The sequence below is a fragment of the Pseudomonas sp. SH10-3B genome, from assembly GCF_019891415.1.
Taxonomy (GTDB): domain Bacteria; phylum Pseudomonadota; class Gammaproteobacteria; order Pseudomonadales; family Pseudomonadaceae; genus Aquipseudomonas.
Genome location: NZ_JAFLXD010000071.1, coordinates 1 through 17,065 on the forward strand (window position 1 = coordinate 1; position 17,065 = coordinate 17,065).

20 protein-coding genes are annotated in these 17,065 nt (G+C 61.6%); 10 read left to right on the forward strand and 10 right to left on the reverse strand.

What is annotated here, in order from left to right:
* Positions 1–115: 115 nt before the first annotated feature.
* The 5 genes from J1G35_RS28950 to J1G35_RS28970 form a co-directional block, all read right to left on the reverse strand.
* A complete protein-coding gene (locus J1G35_RS28950; RefSeq protein WP_223016690.1) occupies positions 116–628 on the reverse strand; it encodes a hypothetical protein in 513 nt (170 codons plus the stop codon).
* Positions 629–761: 133 nt separating this feature from the next.
* Positions 762–2,171 carry an MFS transporter gene (locus tag J1G35_RS28955; RefSeq protein ID WP_223016691.1) on the reverse strand — a complete coding sequence of 470 codons (1,410 nt, stop codon included), beginning with the start codon at positions 2,169–2,171 and terminating at the stop codon, positions 762–764.
* Between the two features lie 12 nt (positions 2,172–2,183).
* The gene (locus J1G35_RS28960; protein ID WP_223016692.1) at positions 2,184–2,921 is read right to left on the reverse strand and encodes an NAD(P)-dependent oxidoreductase; all 738 of its coding nucleotides are present in this window, start codon (positions 2,919–2,921) and stop codon (positions 2,184–2,186) included.
* Positions 2,922–2,931: 10 nt separating this feature from the next.
* Entirely contained in the window at positions 2,932–3,564 is a 633-nt protein-coding gene (locus J1G35_RS28965) for a glutathione S-transferase (protein ID WP_223016693.1), read from the reverse strand.
* A gap of 73 nt (positions 3,565–3,637) precedes the next feature.
* Positions 3,638–4,669 carry a LacI family DNA-binding transcriptional regulator gene (locus J1G35_RS28970; RefSeq protein WP_167655187.1) on the reverse strand — a complete coding sequence of 344 codons (1,032 nt, stop codon included), beginning with the start codon at positions 4,667–4,669 and terminating at the stop codon, positions 3,638–3,640.
* Between the two features lie 213 nt (positions 4,670–4,882).
* On the opposite strand from J1G35_RS28970, the gene J1G35_RS28975 reads away from it, so the two are divergent.
* Complete coding sequence (locus tag J1G35_RS28975) at positions 4,883–5,416, forward strand: gluconokinase (RefSeq protein ID WP_053139971.1); 534 nt, start codon at positions 4,883–4,885, stop codon at positions 5,414–5,416.
* Between the two features lie 84 nt (positions 5,417–5,500).
* Positions 5,501–6,853 carry a GntP family permease gene (locus tag J1G35_RS28980; RefSeq protein ID WP_223016694.1) on the forward strand — a complete coding sequence of 451 codons (1,353 nt, stop codon included), beginning with the start codon at positions 5,501–5,503 and terminating at the stop codon, positions 6,851–6,853.
* Positions 6,854–6,948: 95 nt separating this feature from the next.
* Here J1G35_RS28980 and alaC read toward each other — a convergent pair whose 3' ends face one another.
* Positions 6,949–8,160, reverse strand: coding sequence for an alanine transaminase (gene alaC / locus J1G35_RS28985; protein ID WP_053139975.1), 1,212 nt, complete (start codon positions 8,158–8,160; stop codon positions 6,949–6,951).
* 196 nt (positions 8,161–8,356) lie between these two features.
* Between alaC and J1G35_RS28990 the strand changes: the two genes are divergently transcribed.
* On the forward strand, positions 8,357–8,836 hold the full coding sequence (locus J1G35_RS28990) for a GyrI-like domain-containing protein (protein ID WP_223016695.1): 480 nt from the start codon (positions 8,357–8,359) through the stop codon (positions 8,834–8,836).
* A 105-nt stretch (positions 8,837–8,941) separates the two neighbouring features.
* On the opposite strand, the gene J1G35_RS28995 is transcribed toward J1G35_RS28990, so the two are convergent.
* Entirely contained in the window at positions 8,942–9,433 is a 492-nt protein-coding gene (locus tag J1G35_RS28995; protein ID WP_223016696.1) for a GNAT family N-acetyltransferase, read from the reverse strand.
* 145 nt (positions 9,434–9,578) lie between these two features.
* Between J1G35_RS28995 and J1G35_RS29000 the strand changes: the two genes are divergently transcribed.
* Genes J1G35_RS29000 through J1G35_RS29015 form a run of 4 tightly spaced genes read left to right on the forward strand, consistent with a single transcriptional unit; the run spans position 9,579 to position 12,125 of the window.
* A complete protein-coding gene (locus J1G35_RS29000; RefSeq protein WP_223016697.1) occupies positions 9,579–9,998 on the forward strand; it encodes a nuclear transport factor 2 family protein in 420 nt (139 codons plus the stop codon).
* 42 nt (positions 9,999–10,040) lie between these two features.
* Positions 10,041–10,385 (forward strand): YciI family protein, encoded by a 345-nt coding sequence (locus J1G35_RS29005; RefSeq protein ID WP_053139983.1) that lies wholly within the window; start codon positions 10,041–10,043, stop codon positions 10,383–10,385.
* Between the two features lie 34 nt (positions 10,386–10,419).
* Positions 10,420–10,899 (forward strand): SRPBCC family protein, encoded by a 480-nt coding sequence (locus J1G35_RS29010; RefSeq protein WP_053139985.1) that lies wholly within the window; start codon positions 10,420–10,422, stop codon positions 10,897–10,899.
* Complete coding sequence (locus J1G35_RS29015; RefSeq protein ID WP_223016698.1) at positions 10,896–12,125, forward strand: RNA polymerase sigma factor; 1,230 nt, start codon at positions 10,896–10,898, stop codon at positions 12,123–12,125. The genes J1G35_RS29010 and J1G35_RS29015 overlap by 4 nt, the downstream gene beginning before the upstream one ends.
* A 6-nt stretch (positions 12,126–12,131) precedes the next feature.
* Here J1G35_RS29015 and J1G35_RS29020 read toward each other — a convergent pair whose 3' ends face one another.
* On the reverse strand, positions 12,132–12,986 hold the full coding sequence (locus J1G35_RS29020; RefSeq protein ID WP_223016699.1) for a LysR family transcriptional regulator: 855 nt from the start codon (positions 12,984–12,986) through the stop codon (positions 12,132–12,134).
* An 88-nt stretch (positions 12,987–13,074) separates the two neighbouring features.
* On the opposite strand from J1G35_RS29020, the gene J1G35_RS29025 reads away from it, so the two are divergent.
* Positions 13,075–13,587, forward strand: coding sequence for a multidrug/biocide efflux PACE transporter (locus J1G35_RS29025; RefSeq protein WP_053139991.1), 513 nt, complete (start codon positions 13,075–13,077; stop codon positions 13,585–13,587).
* Here the strand turns inward: J1G35_RS29025 and J1G35_RS29030 are convergent.
* Positions 13,486–14,244 carry an SDR family oxidoreductase gene (locus J1G35_RS29030; protein WP_053139993.1) on the reverse strand — a complete coding sequence of 253 codons (759 nt, stop codon included), beginning with the start codon at positions 14,242–14,244 and terminating at the stop codon, positions 13,486–13,488. The genes J1G35_RS29025 and J1G35_RS29030 overlap by 102 nt on opposite strands.
* 105 nt (positions 14,245–14,349) lie before the next feature.
* On the opposite strand from J1G35_RS29030, the gene J1G35_RS29035 reads away from it, so the two are divergent.
* Positions 14,350–15,246 (forward strand): LysR family transcriptional regulator, encoded by an 897-nt coding sequence (locus J1G35_RS29035; RefSeq protein ID WP_223016700.1) that lies wholly within the window; start codon positions 14,350–14,352, stop codon positions 15,244–15,246.
* On the opposite strand, the gene J1G35_RS29040 is transcribed toward J1G35_RS29035, so the two are convergent.
* Positions 15,243–16,160 (reverse strand): LysR family transcriptional regulator, encoded by a 918-nt coding sequence (locus J1G35_RS29040; RefSeq protein ID WP_223016701.1) that lies wholly within the window; start codon positions 16,158–16,160, stop codon positions 15,243–15,245. The genes J1G35_RS29035 and J1G35_RS29040 overlap by 4 nt on opposite strands.
* 104 nt (positions 16,161–16,264) lie before the next feature.
* Between J1G35_RS29040 and J1G35_RS29045 the strand changes: the two genes are divergently transcribed.
* On the forward strand, positions 16,265–17,065 hold an 801-nt coding region (locus J1G35_RS29045), incomplete at its 3' end, for a 5-oxoprolinase subunit PxpA (RefSeq protein ID WP_223016702.1).

A 17,065-nucleotide genomic window follows, 5' to 3' on the forward strand; every position in this document is an offset into this window, starting at 1 on the left:
TGAAGCTAAATGGCCTGAGTCCTGTGGGATACAGAACTCAGGCCGCTCAGGCATAGACATGTAATCGTCCAGCTTTGTGGGGTCAGTTCACACAGCGTGGAAACGATCATGCGGCTTAGATCGCCGCCAGGGTTTCTTTCACGGTCAGCGCCTGCGGGTCAGTGGTCTTCGCCGCTACCTGCTGTTCTTGCTGCTGCTTCAAGCGCTCAGCCACTTGCTTGGAAATGGCGTCCTGCTTTTCCTGGGACATGTTTTGCACATCTGCCTCGGTCAAACCTTGTTCCTTGAGCAATTGCTCACGGATGCGTTCGGCTGGGGTCTTGCTCATGTAATCGGTGAAGTCTGCACGCGCGGAGCTGGTGGTGGAGCCGGTAGCGGGGATATCTGTCGTCGCGGGGGTGGCCGCAGTGCTGGCCTGCAACTGCACACGGGTCTTGGCGAAGGCTTCATCGATACGGTCGGTAGCCTTGTCCAATTCCTTCTGCGCGGCCGGCACGGTCACGCTCTGCTGCGCGGCTTGCAGTGCGCCGCTGTACAACGCGCTGGCGGCGGCGTTGGCAGGGTCCATGTCGGGTCGCTTGATCTGTTGAACGGTCGACACCGCTTGAGTGTTGTTGTTAACCAGCATGATCGGTCACCTGGGAAAATGTTCGGTGCTATAGCTTGAGCAAATAACATGCCGGGTCCGATAACCCCGGTTTTACTGGGGTTGGCCTGGCCGCCGCGGCAAACATTGTCGCGCCGGCGGCCAACCGTTGCCGTCAATGGGCGATATTTTCCAAGGCCAGGTTGCGCGTGCGCGGGCCGAACCAACTGATGGTGATCATCACGATCAACATGCTGCTGGCAATAAACGCCAACACGCCCGGCGTGCCCAGGTGTTCGAGGATAAAACCGATCAACAGGCTGCTGAACACCGTCGACAAGCGGCTGAACGAATAGCAGAACCCCACCGCCCGCGCGCGGATATTGGTCGGGAACAGCTCGCTCTGGTACGAGTGGTAACTGAAGCTCAGCCAGGCGTTGCAGAAGGTGATCATCACCCCGCAGATCACCAGCCCCACCGCCGTGGTCTGCAACGCGAACAGGCTACCGAAGATCACCGCGCCCATGGCCGAGCCGACGATCTGCCATTTGTTTTCAAAGCGGTTGGCCACCTTCACGAACAGCAGCGGCCCCAGCGGGTAGGCTAGGGTGATGATAAAGGCGTACAGCAAGCTGTGGGTCACGCTGACACCCTGGCCCGAGAGCAGCGCCGGCAACCAGTTGCCGAACCCAAAAAAGCCGATGGCCTGAAACACATGGAACACAATCAGCATCAACGCTCGGCGGCGGTACGGCGGTTGCCAGATGTCGGCAAACCGGCCGCTGCCTTGCACACTGACCGCTTCGGGTTCGGGTTCATCCAGCGGCTTGCCGTGATCTTTCTGGCAACGCGCCTCCAGGCTGTCCATGATCGTACCGGCTTCTTCGAAGCGGCCTTTCTGCGCCAGCCAGCGCGGTGATTCCGGCAGGCGCTTGCGCAGTTGCCAGATAAACAACGCAAACACCGCACTGCTCAGTACCACCCAGCGCCAGCCCGAAACCCCGAACGGCGCCTGGGGCACCAGCCACCACGACATCAACGCCACCGCTGGCACCGACAGAAACTGGATAAAAAACGCAAAGGCAAACGCCGAGCTGCGCATGCGTTTGGGCACGAGTTCCGAGAGGTATGCGTCAATCGTCACCAGCTCGATCCCCAGGCCAATGCCCACCAGGAAGCGCATGCAGATAATCCCCAGGGCGGACGTTTGAATGCCCATCAACACCGTCGCCACGGTGTACCAGATCAAGGCAAAGGTGAAGATCGCCCGCCGCCCGAAACGGTCGGCGATGGGGCTGAGCAGGCTGGCGCCGAGGAACAGGCCGAGGAAGGTCGCCGAGGCGAATGCCGCCTGATCCGAGAAGCCAAACACGCCTTCGCTGCCGGTATGGAAGATGCCGTCGCTGATCAGACCGGGGCTGATGTAGGCGGTCTGGAACAAGTCATACAGCTCGAAAAAGCCGCCGATCGACAGCAGCGCCACCAGGCGCCAGACCGTGGCGACGGCGGGCAGGCGGTCGATACGCGCGCTGATATGGGCGGCGCGGATCGGGTCGATGCCGTCTGTAGCGGGAAGTGCTGGCATGGCGGGAAAAACTCAGTCAGTGATGGGGATATCGAAGGTCTGAAAAGCATCGTCCAGCGGATGGTAACCCAACACCCGCGTGGTTTCGCTCAGGTCCAGGCGCTTGAAGCGGTTATTGGAAATGCCGTGGGCGATCAGGTGCTTCACACCGACGGCCTCCACCGAGCGTTGCAGCAGGTGCACGGCATCCCGCGGGCTGAGCCAGGCACTGAGGTCGCGGGCGTTGTTCAGATCGTGGGTTTCAACGAATTCGAACGCGCCGATGCGCAGGGCAATCGTCGACAGCGGGGTTTTTGCCGCGTAGAAGGCGCACAACGCTTCGCCGTAGCATTTGCTCACGCCGTACAGGTTGGCCGGCATCACCTGCATGCCCGGGGTGATCTGCCGGTCTACCGGATAGCCTTCGATAGTTTGCGCGCTGCTGGCGAACACCAGGCGTTGCACGCCCGCAGCCACGGCGGCTTCGAACAGGTAGGTGGTGGCGAGGATATTGTTCGGCAGCAGTTCGTCGAACGACGCGCTGGCGTGGGGGATGCCCGACAGGTGCACGATCACGTCGATACCTTCGAGCAGGCTGGCGAGGCTGGCTTTGTCGCTGAGGTCAGCGTGTACGAAGCGGTGTTCGCCCAGGTCGAAATCTGGCGCGATGCGGTCGGTGAGGGTGAAACGGTAGCGGTCTTTCGAGGCTTCGAAAAACGTCTTGCCGATTCTGCCGCAAGCGCCGGTGAGCAGTACGTTGAGTCCTTTCACGTGCATGTCCTTAGTTATGCCCGTCGAGGGCGAAGAGCTGGAAACCCTGGTGCTGGCCGAGGCGCTGGTAGTAGGCGGCAATGGCGGGGTAGGGCGGGCGCTCCATGGGCGTCATCTGCCAGCGGTGCACCGAGAGGCCGATGAGGATGTCGGCGAGGGTGAATTCATCGCCGGCAACAAAGGCGTCGGTCCTGGTCAGTTGTTGCTCGAGGATGCCCATCTTGTCGTTCCATCGTTGCACGGCAGCGGCAATCTGCGCTGCGTCCAGGCCGTCCGGGTTATTGCGTACCAGGGCGGTAAAGGCATCGCCCCAGGCGCGGTTGAGTTCGACGGCTTGCCAGTCGATCCACTGCTCGACGCGGGCCCGTGGTGCGGGCTCGACGGGTAGCAGGTCATGGCGTTGATAGAGGTTCACGAGGTAGCGGCAGATGGTGTTGGATTCCCACAGCACGCCATGGTCGTCGATCAGCACCGGTATCTGGGCATTGGGGTTCAGGGCGAGGAATTCGGCGGACTGGGTGGGCTTGAAGCCGATGCCCCAGTCTTCGCGAACATAGTCGATGCCCAGTTCCTGGCAGGTCCAGAGCACTTTTCGCACGTTGATGGAGGACGTGCGGCCCAAGATTTTCAGTGAGTGTGCCATGGTGCTTTCCTTGCGGTGGAGAACAGCCAATCTAGCAGGGGCCAAGCGGGCACGGTTAAAAATGTGGGAGGGACTACGTGCTTTCCCGCACCTGCAACTCAAACCCCATATCCACCACCGGCTTGGCGATTTTGTTGCCCGCCATGATCGTCAACAAATGCTCTGCCGCTCGCCGGCCAATCGCTTCCCTGGGCGTGCTGATGCTGCTCAGGCGCGGCACCATGAACGACGAGGCCGGCAAGTCGTTGAAGCCCAGCACTGCGACGCGCTCTGGCACCTTGATACCGTGGCGCATGGCTTCCAGCAGCGCGCCCTGGGCCAGGTCGTCGTTGCCGAAGAAGATCGCATCCACATCCGGATGTGCCGCTAGCAGTTGCAAAAACAGCTCGCCGCCCAGGCCCACGGAGGAAGGGCGTGGCGTCAGCAGTTCCAGCGCCGGGTCGTACAGGCCGGCCTGTTGCAGCGCACGGCGAAAACCTTCACCGCGCAGCAAGGTGCGTTGGTCCAGTTGCGCGCCGATATACGCCAGGCGCTTGCGCCCACGGGAGATCAAATGCGCGGCGGCTGTCTCACCTGCCGCCAACTGCGAGAAGCCCACGCAGTTCACGCCGGCGTTGGGGTCGAGGTCCATCATGTACACACACGGCACATTACTGGCCTCGACCATCCGTCGGGCGCTTTCGGTACGATCGAAGCCGGTCAACAACAGTCCGCGAGGCTGGTAGGCCATGTAGTTGCGCAGCAGGTTTTCTTCTTCGTCACGCGAATAGTGGGAGTTGCCGATCAGCACTTCAAAGCCCTTGGGCCGCAGGACCTGGTGAATGGCTTCGAGGGTTTCGATAAACAGCAGGTTGGACAACGACGGCACCAACACCACTACTGAATGGCTCTGGGCCGAAGCCAGGGCGCGAGCGGCAGGGTTGACCACATAGTTGAGTTCGGCGGCGGCGTGCTGGACTTTTTCTACCAGCTCGATGGCCACCGTGCTGATGCCGCGCAGGGCACGGGAGGCAGTAATCGGGCTGACGCCAGCCAGGCGTGCGACTTCATTGAGGGTAGGGCGACCGGTGGTGCGTGTATTTTTATCGTTCTTGGAGGTCATCAGGCGGCTTGCCAAACAAAAATCGAGGCACTAAGGTAGCGCTGTCTCCAAATGGCTGCAAATTATTGAACTTTGGGTTGCCTGATCCGGTTCAAATGATTGGAGCGGATGCACGCGTCACTCCATAAAAAAAGACAAGACGGCGCGGGAAAAGCCTGTTTTTGCACTCGCCTTACGGTGTGCAAAGGTAGCGCTATCTGCGTCCTGAGGTGTTCCATGAGTCAACCTGTTACCGCCCTGGTCATCATGGGCGTCGCCGGCTGTGGCAAGACCAGTGTCAGCGAGGCCCTGTGCCAGCTGAACGGCGCCACCGCCATTGAAGGCGACAGCTTTCACCCTGCCGCGAACATCGAAAAGATGAGCGCCGGCCACCCCCTCAACGACGACGACCGCGCCGGCTGGCTCGACATCCTGTGCGATGAACTGCGCCGTTCGCTCAAAGCCGGTGAACACCCGGTACTCACCTGTTCCGCACTGAAAAAGAAATACCGTGACCACCTGCGTGAAGCCGCGCCGGGCCTGGGCTTTGTGTTTCTGGAACTGACCCGTGAAGTCGCTGCCGACCGCGTGTCCCATCGCCCCGACCATTTCATGCCGGCAAGCCTCATCGACAGCCAGTTCGCCACCCTCGAATCGCCCAAGGGCGAGCCATTGACCCTGGCCCTCAACGCCAGCGAAGACAGCGTCGAGGAACTGGCCAGGCAAACCAACGCCTGGTGGCTCAAGCACGGCTTTGAACCTACTCATTAATTTTTTGCCGGAAAAGATAGCGCTATCCCCGGCAGGAAATTCAACACCCGCTTTAATAACAACAACAAACAGGAGAGACCCCCCATGTTTGGCATGTCCCACGAGTCGTACCTGCTGCTAGATGCAGTGGTCACCATCATCGGGCTGATTGTATTGATCACCCGGTTCAAGGTTCACCCGTTCATTGCGCTGATCATCGCGGCAGGCTTCCTTGGCCTGACCTCGGGCATGCCAGTGGACAAGATCATCAAGGCGTTCCAGGACGGTTTCGGCGGGGTGCTCGGCTTTGTCGGCATCATCCTCGCGCTGGGCACGATGCTCGGCAAGATGATGGCCGAATCCGGTGGCGCCGATCAGATCGCCCAGACCCTGATCCGTGCCTTCGGCAAAGAAAAGGTCCAGTGGGCGATGATGTTCGCCGCGTTCCTGGTGGGCATTCCGCTGTTCTTCGAGATCGGCTTTGTGCTGCTGATCCCGCTGGTGTTTATCGTGGCGCGCCGCACCGGCGTGTCGCTGATCAAGATCGGCATCCCGTTGCTCGCCGGCCTGTCGGCAGTCCATGGCCTGGTGCCGCCGCACCCGGGCCCGCTGCTGGCCATCGGCGTGTTTGGCGCCGACATCGGCAAGACCATCCTGTATGGCCTGATCGTCGCGCTGCCGACTGCCATCATCGCTGGCCCGATCTTCGGTACGTTTATCGCCAAGTACATCCCGGGCAACCCGTCCCAGGAACTGGTCGACCAACTGGCCCGCGAGCCTGAGAACAAAAACCTGCCGAGCTTCAGTATCACCCTGGTCACCGTGCTGTTGCCGGTGTTCCTGATGCTGCTCAAAACCTTCGCCGACATCGCCTTTGCCGAAGGCAACGTGGTGCGCAACTGGATGGACATGATCGGTCACCCGATCACCGCCTTGCTGCTGGCGTTGCTGCTGTCGCTGTACACCTTTGGCAGCCGCCAGGGCATTCATTCCAAGCAGATCCTCAAGCTGCTCGACGCCAGCCTTGCGCCGACCGCTGCGATCATCCTGATCATCGGTGCCGGTGGTGGCTTCAAGCAGATGCTGGTGACCAGCGGCGTGGGTGACGTGATCGGCCATATGGCGGTGAACGCACAGATCAACCCGATCCTGCTGGCGTGGCTGGTGGCGGCGGTGATTCGTGTGGCGACAGGTTCGGCCACCGTGGCGACCATTACCGGCGCGGGCATCGTAGTGCCGGTGGTGGGGATGATTCCGGGGGTTAACCGTGAGCTGCTGGTGTTGGCGACGGGGGCGGGTTCGTTGATCCTGTCGCACGTCAACGATGCGGGGTTCTGGCTGGTGAAGCAGTACTTCAACATGACCGTGGCCGAGACCTTCAAGACCTGGACGGCGATGGAGACCATCCTGTCCATTGTGGCGTTGATCTTTATCATGCTGCTGTCGTTGGTGGTCTAACCGACACACCGGCAGCAAGGGTGAAAACCCAATGCAACTGTGGGAGGGGGCAAGCCCCTCCCACATTTTGACCACATTTGTTCAGGTGGATCGGGTCAGGCTTTAGTGACCAACCCATCCGCCCGGAACATCCCGCGAATCCCGCGCACCGCCTGGCGAATCCGGTCCTGGTTCTCGATCAGCGCAAAGCGCACGTGATCGTCGCCATACTCACCAAAACCAATCCCCGGCGACACACACACCTTCGCCTCCAGCAGCAGTTTCTTGGCAAATTCCAGCGAGCCCATGGCGGCATACGCCTCGGGGATCTTCGCCCAGACATACATCGACGCCTTCGGATTCTCCACCATCCAGCCCAGCTCATGCAGGCCCTTGACCAGCACATTGCGGCGCTGGCGGTACTGCTCGGCGATGTCTTTTACGCACTGCTGGTCGCCTTCCAATGCCGCGATGGCCGCCACCTGCAGTGGGGTGAAGGTGCCATAGTCGTGGTAGCTCTTGATCCGCGCCAGGGCGTTGACCAGCTCCGGGTTGCCCACCATGAAACCGATGCGCCAACCGGCCATGTTGTAGCTTTTGGACAGGGTGAAGAACTCCACCGCAATGTCCTTGGCGCCGGGCACTTGCATGATCGATGGGGCTTTCCAGCCGTCGTAGACGATGTCGGCGTAGGCCAGGTCATGCACCACCAGTACGTCGTACTGCTTGGCCAGGGCGATCACCCGTTCGAAGAAATCCAACTCCACGCACTGCGCAGTCGGGTTGGACGGGAAGCCGAGGATCATCATCTTTGGCTTCGGAATCGACCCACGAATCGCCCGCTCCAGCTCGGCGAAGAAGTCCACGCCAGGAATCAGCGGCACCGAACGGACCTGGGCGCCGGCAATCACGGCACCGTAGATATGAATCGGGTAGCTCGGGTTGGGCACCAGCACCGTGTCGCCCTGGTCCAGGGTGGCCAGCATCAAGTGTGCCAGGCCTTCCTTGGAACCGATGGTGACGATGGCTTCGGTTTCGGGGTCGATGTCCACTTCATAGCGGTCTTTGTACCAGCGCGAAATAGCGCGGCGCAGGCGCGGAATGCCTTTGGAGGTGGAGTAGCCGTGGGTGTCTTCACGTTGGGCGACGGTGACCATTTTTTCCACGATGTGTGGAGGCGTGGCGCCGTCAGGGTTACCCATGCTCAAGTCGATGATGTCTTCGCCGCGCCGACGCGCAGCCATCTTCAGCTCGGCAGTGATATTGAAAACGTAAGGGGGGAGTCGATCTATGCGCGCAAAGCGGCGCGGCGAACCTTGGTCGGCCATTGTTGCCTCGAGAGTACGTAAGCGCCCGGAACCGTCCGAGCGACGTCGGCCACTGCGGTGGCCTGCGGAGCAGACAATACGGTCGATGATGGCCAGTTGTCCAGATACGTAGGAAAATTTTCTGCATGGAGTACTGCAAGGATATGCCCCTATACTCGATACGGGTTTGTTCCCTCATAAGAAGGAGACTGTTCGTATGGATCAGCAGACAAAACAACCGTTAGAGCCACGCATGGAAGAGGGCAAGGCCCTGGTGATCGCTGGAGTGCAAGGGCGTTATTCAAAGGCCACTGCGGGCGATATCCCCAAGCTATGGGGCGTGTTCGACGACAGCATCAAAGCCATCAAGCAACGCATCGGCGGCGTGACCTACGGTGTTTGCCATAACCCCAGCCACGGCGAATTCGATTACATGGCCGGGGTGGAAGTACCGTCCAAAGGCGATGTGCCGAGCAACTTCGAGTGCGTCGAACTGGCTGCGCACCACTACGCCGTGTTCCCGCACTACGGCCCGGTGCAGGCACTTGAGCAGACCTACGAGCGCATCATGTTCGAGTGGTTGCCGCACTCGGGCTACAAGGTGGCGGGGGCGGATTTCGAGCGCTACAGCGCGGATTTTGATGGGCGCAAGGGGACGGGGACGGTGGAGATCTGGTTGCCTGTAGAACCCAAGTAAGCACTGGCTTAACCCTTTCCTTTGTGGCGAGCGGGCTTGTCCCGCGTTGGGCTGCGCAGCGGCCCCCCAAACTTACCGCTGCGCAGCCCCTCAGCAGAGCCATGGTTAAGACGCATACATCCACCTCAACCTACGCTCATACCCAACCCGCCCCTTATATGCCTCCCCGCTGTCCACCCATCCGGCGCCCAGATACAGCCCCATCGCTGCCACATTGTCCGTGTCCACCGACAACTCCAGCGCCTTGATCTGCGGCCACGCCTGCAATGCCGCAGCCGGCAGCGCCTGCAAGCACGCCTTGCCGAACCCACGCCCTTGCTGTCGCCGATCCACCTGCAAGGCGTGCAGCGTCGCGCTGTGCTCATCGGCCCAGTGGGGCAGGCAGGGCGGGCGTTTAAGCAGGAGGAAGGCCACCGGAGTGTCGTCGGCCAGCAGGGCAAAGCCTTTGACGCCGGGGCTGGGCTTGGCCAGCAGTGAATTGAGGGCGCAATACATGTCGCCGGAAAACGGCAACTGCTCAGGATGAACTTCGATGGTGCTGACGTGCTGTTGTTGCACAGCATTCAGCGTCTCGTAGGCGACAAGGCGGGTTTGCATCGGCGTGTCCGAACAGCTGCAAAGAAGGGCGCAGTCTAGCGGTTTTGTGCTGGACGACATTATTTTTCAACGGGCTGTCGATTTGCCCGCAGGCCGTTCGACTAAGGGTGTCTTCCGTGATTTTCCAAGCCGAAGGAGTATCGCCATGAGTACCGCAATCAACACCCTGATCGAAGAGTGGAAGCACGCCGTGCTTTCCCGGAATATCGACAAGATTGTCAGCTATTACGCCGACGATATCGTCTCGTTCGACGCCGTCACCGCCCTGCAATTCAAAGGCAAGGCCGCCTACCGTGCGCACTGGGAAGCCTGCATGGAGCACTGCCCTGGCCCAGGTATTTTCGAGTTCCACGAACTGCGTATCGTCGAGTCCCAGGACAGCGCATTCGCCCACTGGCTGGCCCACTGCGGCGGCGCCGGGCCGGACGGTGAAGTGAAGGCCTGCTGGATGCGGGTGACGGCCGGTTATCGACGTTTTAACGGCGACTGGAAGGTGGTGCATGAGCATTGGTCGGCGCCGTTCGACATGGCAAGCGGCACGGCATTGTTCGACCTGAAACCTTGAGCGCCGCGAACTATAGTCAATAGTCCGAAAACGGAGACGCACATGAAATACCTCTGCCTGATCTACAGCAACGAGCAGGTGCTGCACACCTCGCCGGACAGCCCCGCAGACCCGGAATGCCTTGCCTACGCGCAGTCCATCCAAAAAAGCGGCCGTATGCTCGCCGCCGAGCCGCTGGAGTCGGTCACCACCGCCACCACGGTGCGCATGCGCAATGGCAAGCTGTCGATCACCGACGGGCCGTTTGCCGAAACCAAGGAACAGCTCGCCGGCTTCTACCTGATCGAAGCCAAGGATTTGAACGACGCGATCCAGGTGGCCGGTGGTATTCCGGCCGCCCGGGTCGGCAGTGTGGAAGTGCGCCCCGTGCGCGAATTGAATCTCTGAACACAACAACCATAAGACTTGAGGAGGTTTAGCCATGCCTACGCAACCTGCCGAATTTGAACTGTCCATCAGCCGCGTGATCGATGCGCCGCGCAGCCGGGTGTTCCGCGCCTGGACCGAGCCCGCCTTATTGCAGCAATGGTGGGGCCCCCACGGCATGACCACCCCCGAGTGCGAAATGAACCTGTGGGTCGGTGGTCTGTTTCGCACCCTGATGCGTGCGCCGGATGGCAGTGAGTACCCGACCCAGGGCGTATTCCTGGAAATCGTCGCCCCTCGACGCCTGGTGTTTACCGACGCCTATACGCCGGGCTGGATCCCCTCGGGCAAACCGTTCATGACCGCCGAAGTGACCCTGCAGGAAGTCGAGGGCAACAAGACTCTCTACACCGCCCGCGCCATGCACTGGAGCGCCGAAGACAAGCAGGCCCACGAAGCCATGGGCTTTCACGACGGCTGGGGCCAGAGCCTGGACCGCCTGGTGACGCTGGTGACCCAGGGCATGCGCGATTGACGCCTCCCATCGAGGCGATCTACCGCAGTGAGTCCCGGCGCGTCCTCGCCACCCTGATCCGCCTGCTGGGGGATTTCGACCTCGCCGAAGAAGCCTTGCACGAGGCGTTTTTCGTCGCGGTCGAGCGCTGGCCGCAAGAGGGCGTGCCGGACAACCCACGGGCCTGGCTGGTGTCGACCGGGCGCTTCAAGGCCATCGACCGCCTGCGCCGCCAAGCCCGTTTTGCGCCCTTGTTGCAGGCGCAGGCCGACACACTGGAAGCCGCCGACTGGAGCGTTGAGGACGTGGAAGACGACCGCCTGCGCCTGATCTTCACCTGCTGCCACCCAGCGTTGGCGGCCGACGCCCAGGCGGCGCTGACCTTGCGTGAGATCTGCGACCTCACTACCGAGGAAATCGCCCGCGCCTTTCTGGCCACCCCGACCACCATCGCCCAACGCATCGTGCGGGCCAAAGGCAAGATTCGCGAGGCCAAAATCCCTTATCAAGTGCCGTCACTGGCCGAGTTGCCCGAGCGCCTCGACAGCGTGCTGCGCGTGATTTACCTGGTCTTCAACGAAGGCTATTCGGCGTCTATGGGCGCGGACCTCACGCGCGAGGAACTGACCCGTGAAGCCATTCGCCTCGGCCGCCTGCTCTTGGAATTGCTGCCGGAACCGGAAGTGATGGGCCTGCTGGCGCTGATGCTGCTGCACGAATCCCGCCGCGCGGCGCGCACCTCGGCCAGCGGTGAATTGGTGGTGTTGGATGAACAGGACCGTACGCGGTGGGATGTGTGCTTGGTGGCTGAAGGTTGCGCGCTGGTGGAACAGGCACTGACCCAGCGGGGCTTTGGCCCGTATTGCCTGCAAGCCGCGATCGCGGCGGTACATGCCGAGGCACCCAGCGCCGGGGAAACGGATTGGCCGCAGATTATCGGGCTCTACGATGTGTTGCTCAGGGCGGTACCGTCGCCGGTGATCGAGTTGAACCGCGCCGTGGCGGTGGCCATGCGCGAAGGGCCGCTGGCGGGGTTGCAGTTGGTGGAAGGCATTCTGGCGCGCGGGGAGTTGCTGGATTACCACTTGGCACATTCGGCGCGGGGCGAGTTTTGCCGGCAGTTGGGGCGGGTGGAAGAGGCCCGGACAGCCTACGAAAAAGCCCTGTCGCTGACCCAGCAGATCCCGGAAAAGCATTTCCTTGAACACCGCCTGGCCGAACTCAATCCCCCAAGCAATGAAGATTGAAAAAAATCACTCCAACATCTTCCCCAGCAACCAACTCCCCGCCGGCCCTGGCGGATGATGCCGTGACCACAGTGCATCCACCGCCACCGAGCGCGGCCAACCGCGTGCCTTGAGTTCGACCAGTTGCCCGCCACCAAAGCGCTCCACCAGCCAGCGTGGAATCGGTGCCCAGCCGAAACCCAACTGGGCCATCTCCAACAGCATCAGGTAACTGGGGGCCGACCAGACACGGCCGTTGGCGCGGGTTTCATTCGGGTTGATGATGCTTGCCAGGCGCAATTCGCGGTGCTGTTGCAGGGCATGCGCGGTGAGGGTATCAACGCCTGCCAGCGGATGTCTGGGTGAGACGAACAGGGCAATTTCGGTGCGCTCGTCCACGGGCGCGCGGGTCAGGTCTGGCGGGTACTCGTCCTGGTGTTCAATAAATGCGATCTGCGCTCGGCCGCTTTGGACCAGGGCGATCAGGTCTTCGCATTCGGCGATCAGGCATTCCAGTTCAAGGTCCGGGTAGCGCTGTTCAAACGCGCTGAGGGCGACCTCGAAACGGTCGGACTGATAGGTATCGGACATGGCGATACTCAGCTTCGGCTCCAACCCCTGGGCCAACTGGCTCGCCGCCAATTCCAGGCGGCTGCTGGCCTCCAGCACCTGCTCGGCCCGTTGCAGCAACACATGGCCCGCCGGCGTCAGCGTCGGCTTGCGGCTGCTGCGATCAAACAGCACCACATCCAGGTCAATCTCCAGGCTCGCCACGGCCGCGCTGACGGTGGACTGGCTCTTGCCGAGCTTGCGCGCCGCCGCCGAAAACGAGCCTTGGGTGGCCGCCTGCACAAACGCCTGCAGCACTTCGTTAGAGGCCATGACTATCGCCTTGGTCGATGGTTATTGGTTATGAAGTATCGAGTCAAAGGGTAATGATGGCAACCATCGTCACTCACGGAGCCGGGTCATGAACCCTACCAAGTCGATTACTGAACGCGTTTGCCAAGCCATTGGTTTCGAAGCCCTGGCGTTGTTGATCTGCACCCCGTTGCTGGCGTGGATCATGGACAAGCCTGCCCTGGAGATGGGCATGGTCACCCTGGCGATCAGCCTGTTGGCGCTGACCTGGAACGTGATTTTCAACGGCCTGTTCGACCGCCTCAAGGCGCGCCTGCAACTGGCCAACAACGGCTGGACCCGCGTGCTGCATGCCCTGATGTTTGAAGGCGGTTTGATCCTGGTGTGTGTGCCGCTGATTGCCGCCTGGCTGAACATCAGCCTGGTGCAGGCGTTTATCCTCGACATAGGTGTACTGCTGTTTTTCCTGCCGTACACCTATGTGTATCACTGGGGTTATGACGTGCTGCGCGACAAGCTCCTACAGAAACATACCGCCCGACGCCTCGATACGCTGGCCGGTGATCCAGGCACTACCGTCGGCGAGCAGGCTGGCAATCGCGCCGCCAATATCGTCCGGTAACCCGGCGCGGCCCAAGGCGGTGTTGCTGGCGACCATGGCGTTGAGGTTGGCGTTGTCGCGCACGGCACCACCGCCGAAGTCGGTTTCAATGGCGCCGGGGGCCAGGATGTTAACGCTGATGCCACGGCCGCCCAGCTCTTTGGCCTGGTAGCGGGTCAGCACTTCCATCGCGCCTTTCATGGCGGCGTAGGCGGCGTAGCCGGGCAGGCTGAAGCGCGCCAGGCCACTGGAAATATTGAGGATGCGCCCACCGTCACGGATCAATGGCAACAGCTGTTGGGTCAGGAAAAACGGACCCTTGAATTGGATCGCCACCAACTGATCGAACTGCGCTTCGGTGGTCTCGGCGAAGCTGGCGTGAATGCCGATACCGGCGTTGTTGATCAGAAAATCGAAGCGGTCCTGTGCGAAAACATCCTTGAGCACGCCAGCAACCTCGCCGACGAAATCAGCGAACGTCGCGCTCTGGCTCACGTCCAATTTCAGCATCGCGGCACGGCCGCCCAGCTGTTCGATCTGTGCGACCAATGCCTGCGCTTCATCGGCCTTGCTGTGGTAAGTGCCGATGATGTCGACGCCTTGTGCCGCCAGGTGCAGCGCGGTGTTTTTGCCCAGGCCACGGCTGGCGCCGGTGATCAATGCGATTTTACGGGTCATGGTGCAGTCCTCTGATGTGATCGTGGGAAGAAGTGTATTTGTCCGTGGATAACGTGATAAACAGCGCTATACCGGAATCACTGGCCGAATAAGGCGAACAATCCCATGAACAAACTGGAGCTGCTGCGCACCTTCGTGCGCGTCACTGAGCTGTCGAGTTTTACCGGTGCCGGCGAGAGCCTGGGCCTGCCGCGCTCCACCGTGTCGGAGCATGTGCAGGCACTGGAAGAACTGCTTGGCGCACGCTTGTTGCAGCGCACCACGCGCAAGGTGCAAGCCACCCAGGACGGCCGCGTGCTGTATGAGCGCAGCAAGGATTTGCTCGCACACATGGAGGAATTGGAGGGACTGTTTCGCCAGGACGAAGCGCAACTGGCCGGGCGGCTTCGGGTAGACATGCCCAACGTGATGGCGCGGGACCTGATCCTGCCGCGTCTGCCGCAATTCATGGACGCGCACCCGCTGATCGAGCTGGAGATCAGCACCACCGACCGCCAGGTCGACCTGCTCGCCGAAGGCTTCGATTGCGTGCTGCGCGTCGGCGCGCAGCCGGACCAGAGCGTGGTGGCGCGGCTGCTGTGCAGCATGCCGATGATCAACTGCGCGAGCGCCACCTACCTGCAACGCTACGGCGTGCCCCGGACACTGGCTGACCTGGCCGATCACCACCTGGTGCATTATGTGCGGCCGTTGGGTTCACGCTCGGCGGGGTTTGAGTACGTGCAGGGCAACAAGGTGCTGCGCATCCCCATGGCCGGGCGGGTCACGGTCAACAGCACCGATGGCTACAAGTCTGCCTGCCTGGGCGGCTTCGGGATTATTCAGGTGCCGGCCCTGGGCATGGGCGAAGCGTTGGCGAGCGGTGAACTGGTGGCGGTCCTGCCGGACTATCCAGCCCCGCCGCTGGATGTGTCCCTGCTCTACGCCGGGCAACGGCATCTACCGCTGCGGGTGCGGGTGTTCATGGACTGGCTGGCGGGCATTCTGCATTCGCAGCTTTAACGCCGCGCCGACAGCTGTTGCGGCGCCAGGAAGGCATCGTGGAAGTAATCGCGAAACGCCTGCATTGCCGGGGTAAAGGCGCGCTCGCGGTGCCAGGCCAGGCCGACGCTCATGGGCGTGACGGGGTCGGTGATGGTCAGGGTTTCGATGCGCTTGCCTTCCAGCGACCAGGGCCGGTGCACCAGGTCCGACAGGATCGCCACGCCGCTGCCATTGGCGACCATGCTGCGCACCGCCTCCACCGAGCTGGTGCGCAGCCGCACCTTGGGTGTTTGCCCGGCCTGTTCCCAATAGCGCATGGCGCTGTGTTCGGCTTCATCGACGGTGAGCAGGATGTACGGCTCCTGTGCCACATCCGCCAGGCTCACGGCGCCGCGCTCGCACAACGGGTGATGGCTGGGTAGCCATAAACGACGTTCCGAGTTGAACAGGATCTCCGAGACGATCGCCGGGTGGGTGAGGTTCGCGGTGAGGACCACGGCCATGTCGAACTGGCCATCGAGCAAGCCCTGTTCGATGGCCTGGCGCTCCTGCTCGAACACCTCGAGGGTCACATCCGGGTGCCAGTGTTCCATGCGCTGCAAGTGGTGCGGCAGGAAGTAACCCAGCACCGTGTAGCTGGCCGCCAGGCGCAGCACGCCACTGGCGCGGTAGTCGGGCAACGGGCTGTTCAGTGCGTCGTCGACACTGCGCACAATCACATAGGCGCGGTTGAGAAAATGCCGCCCGGCATCGGTGAGGTTCATGCCCTGGGCCGAGCGCACAAACAGCTGCACGCCGAGCAGGCCTTCCAGCTCCTTGATCGCCGTGGTGACGGCAGACTGGGAGATGTTCAGGTGAATCGCCGCCTGGGAAATCTGGCCGATTTCGGCGGTGGCGACGAAGTAGCGGATTTGGCGCAAGGTCAGGGACATGGCTTTATCTGATTTTCAGAAGATAGGCCATCTGATAATAGATCTTCCCAAGGGGTCAAGCCGCAGCCTACTTTCGAGCATCACCTTTTGGCGGAGCGTTCCCGATGCAGGCAGTGGATTTCAATTCAGACATGGGCGAAGGCTTCGGGCCCTGGACCATCGGCGACGACGTCGACGCGGAGTTGATGGCCTATATCAGCTCGGCCAATATCGCCACCGGCTTCCATGCCGGTGATCCTGGCACCATGCGCCGCACCGTCGCGCGCGCCAAGCAATTGGGGGTAGCCATCGGCGCACACCCGGGCTTTCGCGACCTGGTGGGCTTCGGTCGTCGGCATATCAATGCGCCGGCCCAGGAACTGGTGGACGACATGCTCTATCAACTGGGCGCCCTGCGTGAAATCGCCCGCGCCCAGGGCATGACCCTGCAACATATCAAGCCTCACGGCGCGCTCTACATGCACCTGGCCCGCGACGAAGAAGCCGCGCGCCTGCTGGTACAGAACCTGCAAATCATCGAGCCGACGCTGCTGCTGTACTGCATGCCCAACTCGGTGATCTGGCGCGTGGCCAAGGAACTCGGGCAACCGGTGGTGCGCGAATTCTATGCCGACCGTGAGTACGATCTGACCGGCTCCATTGTGTTTACCCGCAACGTACGTGCGCTGGATCCGGCCACGGTCGCGGCCCGTGTCCTACGGGCGTGTCAGACGGGGCTGGTGCGTACCGTAGAAGGTGAAGACCTGTTTATTGAATTCGACTCCATCTGCCTGCACAGCGACACCCCTGGCGCCCTGGAACTGGTGGAAGCCACCCGTGAAGCGTTGGACCAGGCGGGCATCGTGGTGACGAATGGGCTCTCTATGGCGAGCGGGCTTGTTGTGGCGAGCGGGCTTGCCCCGCGT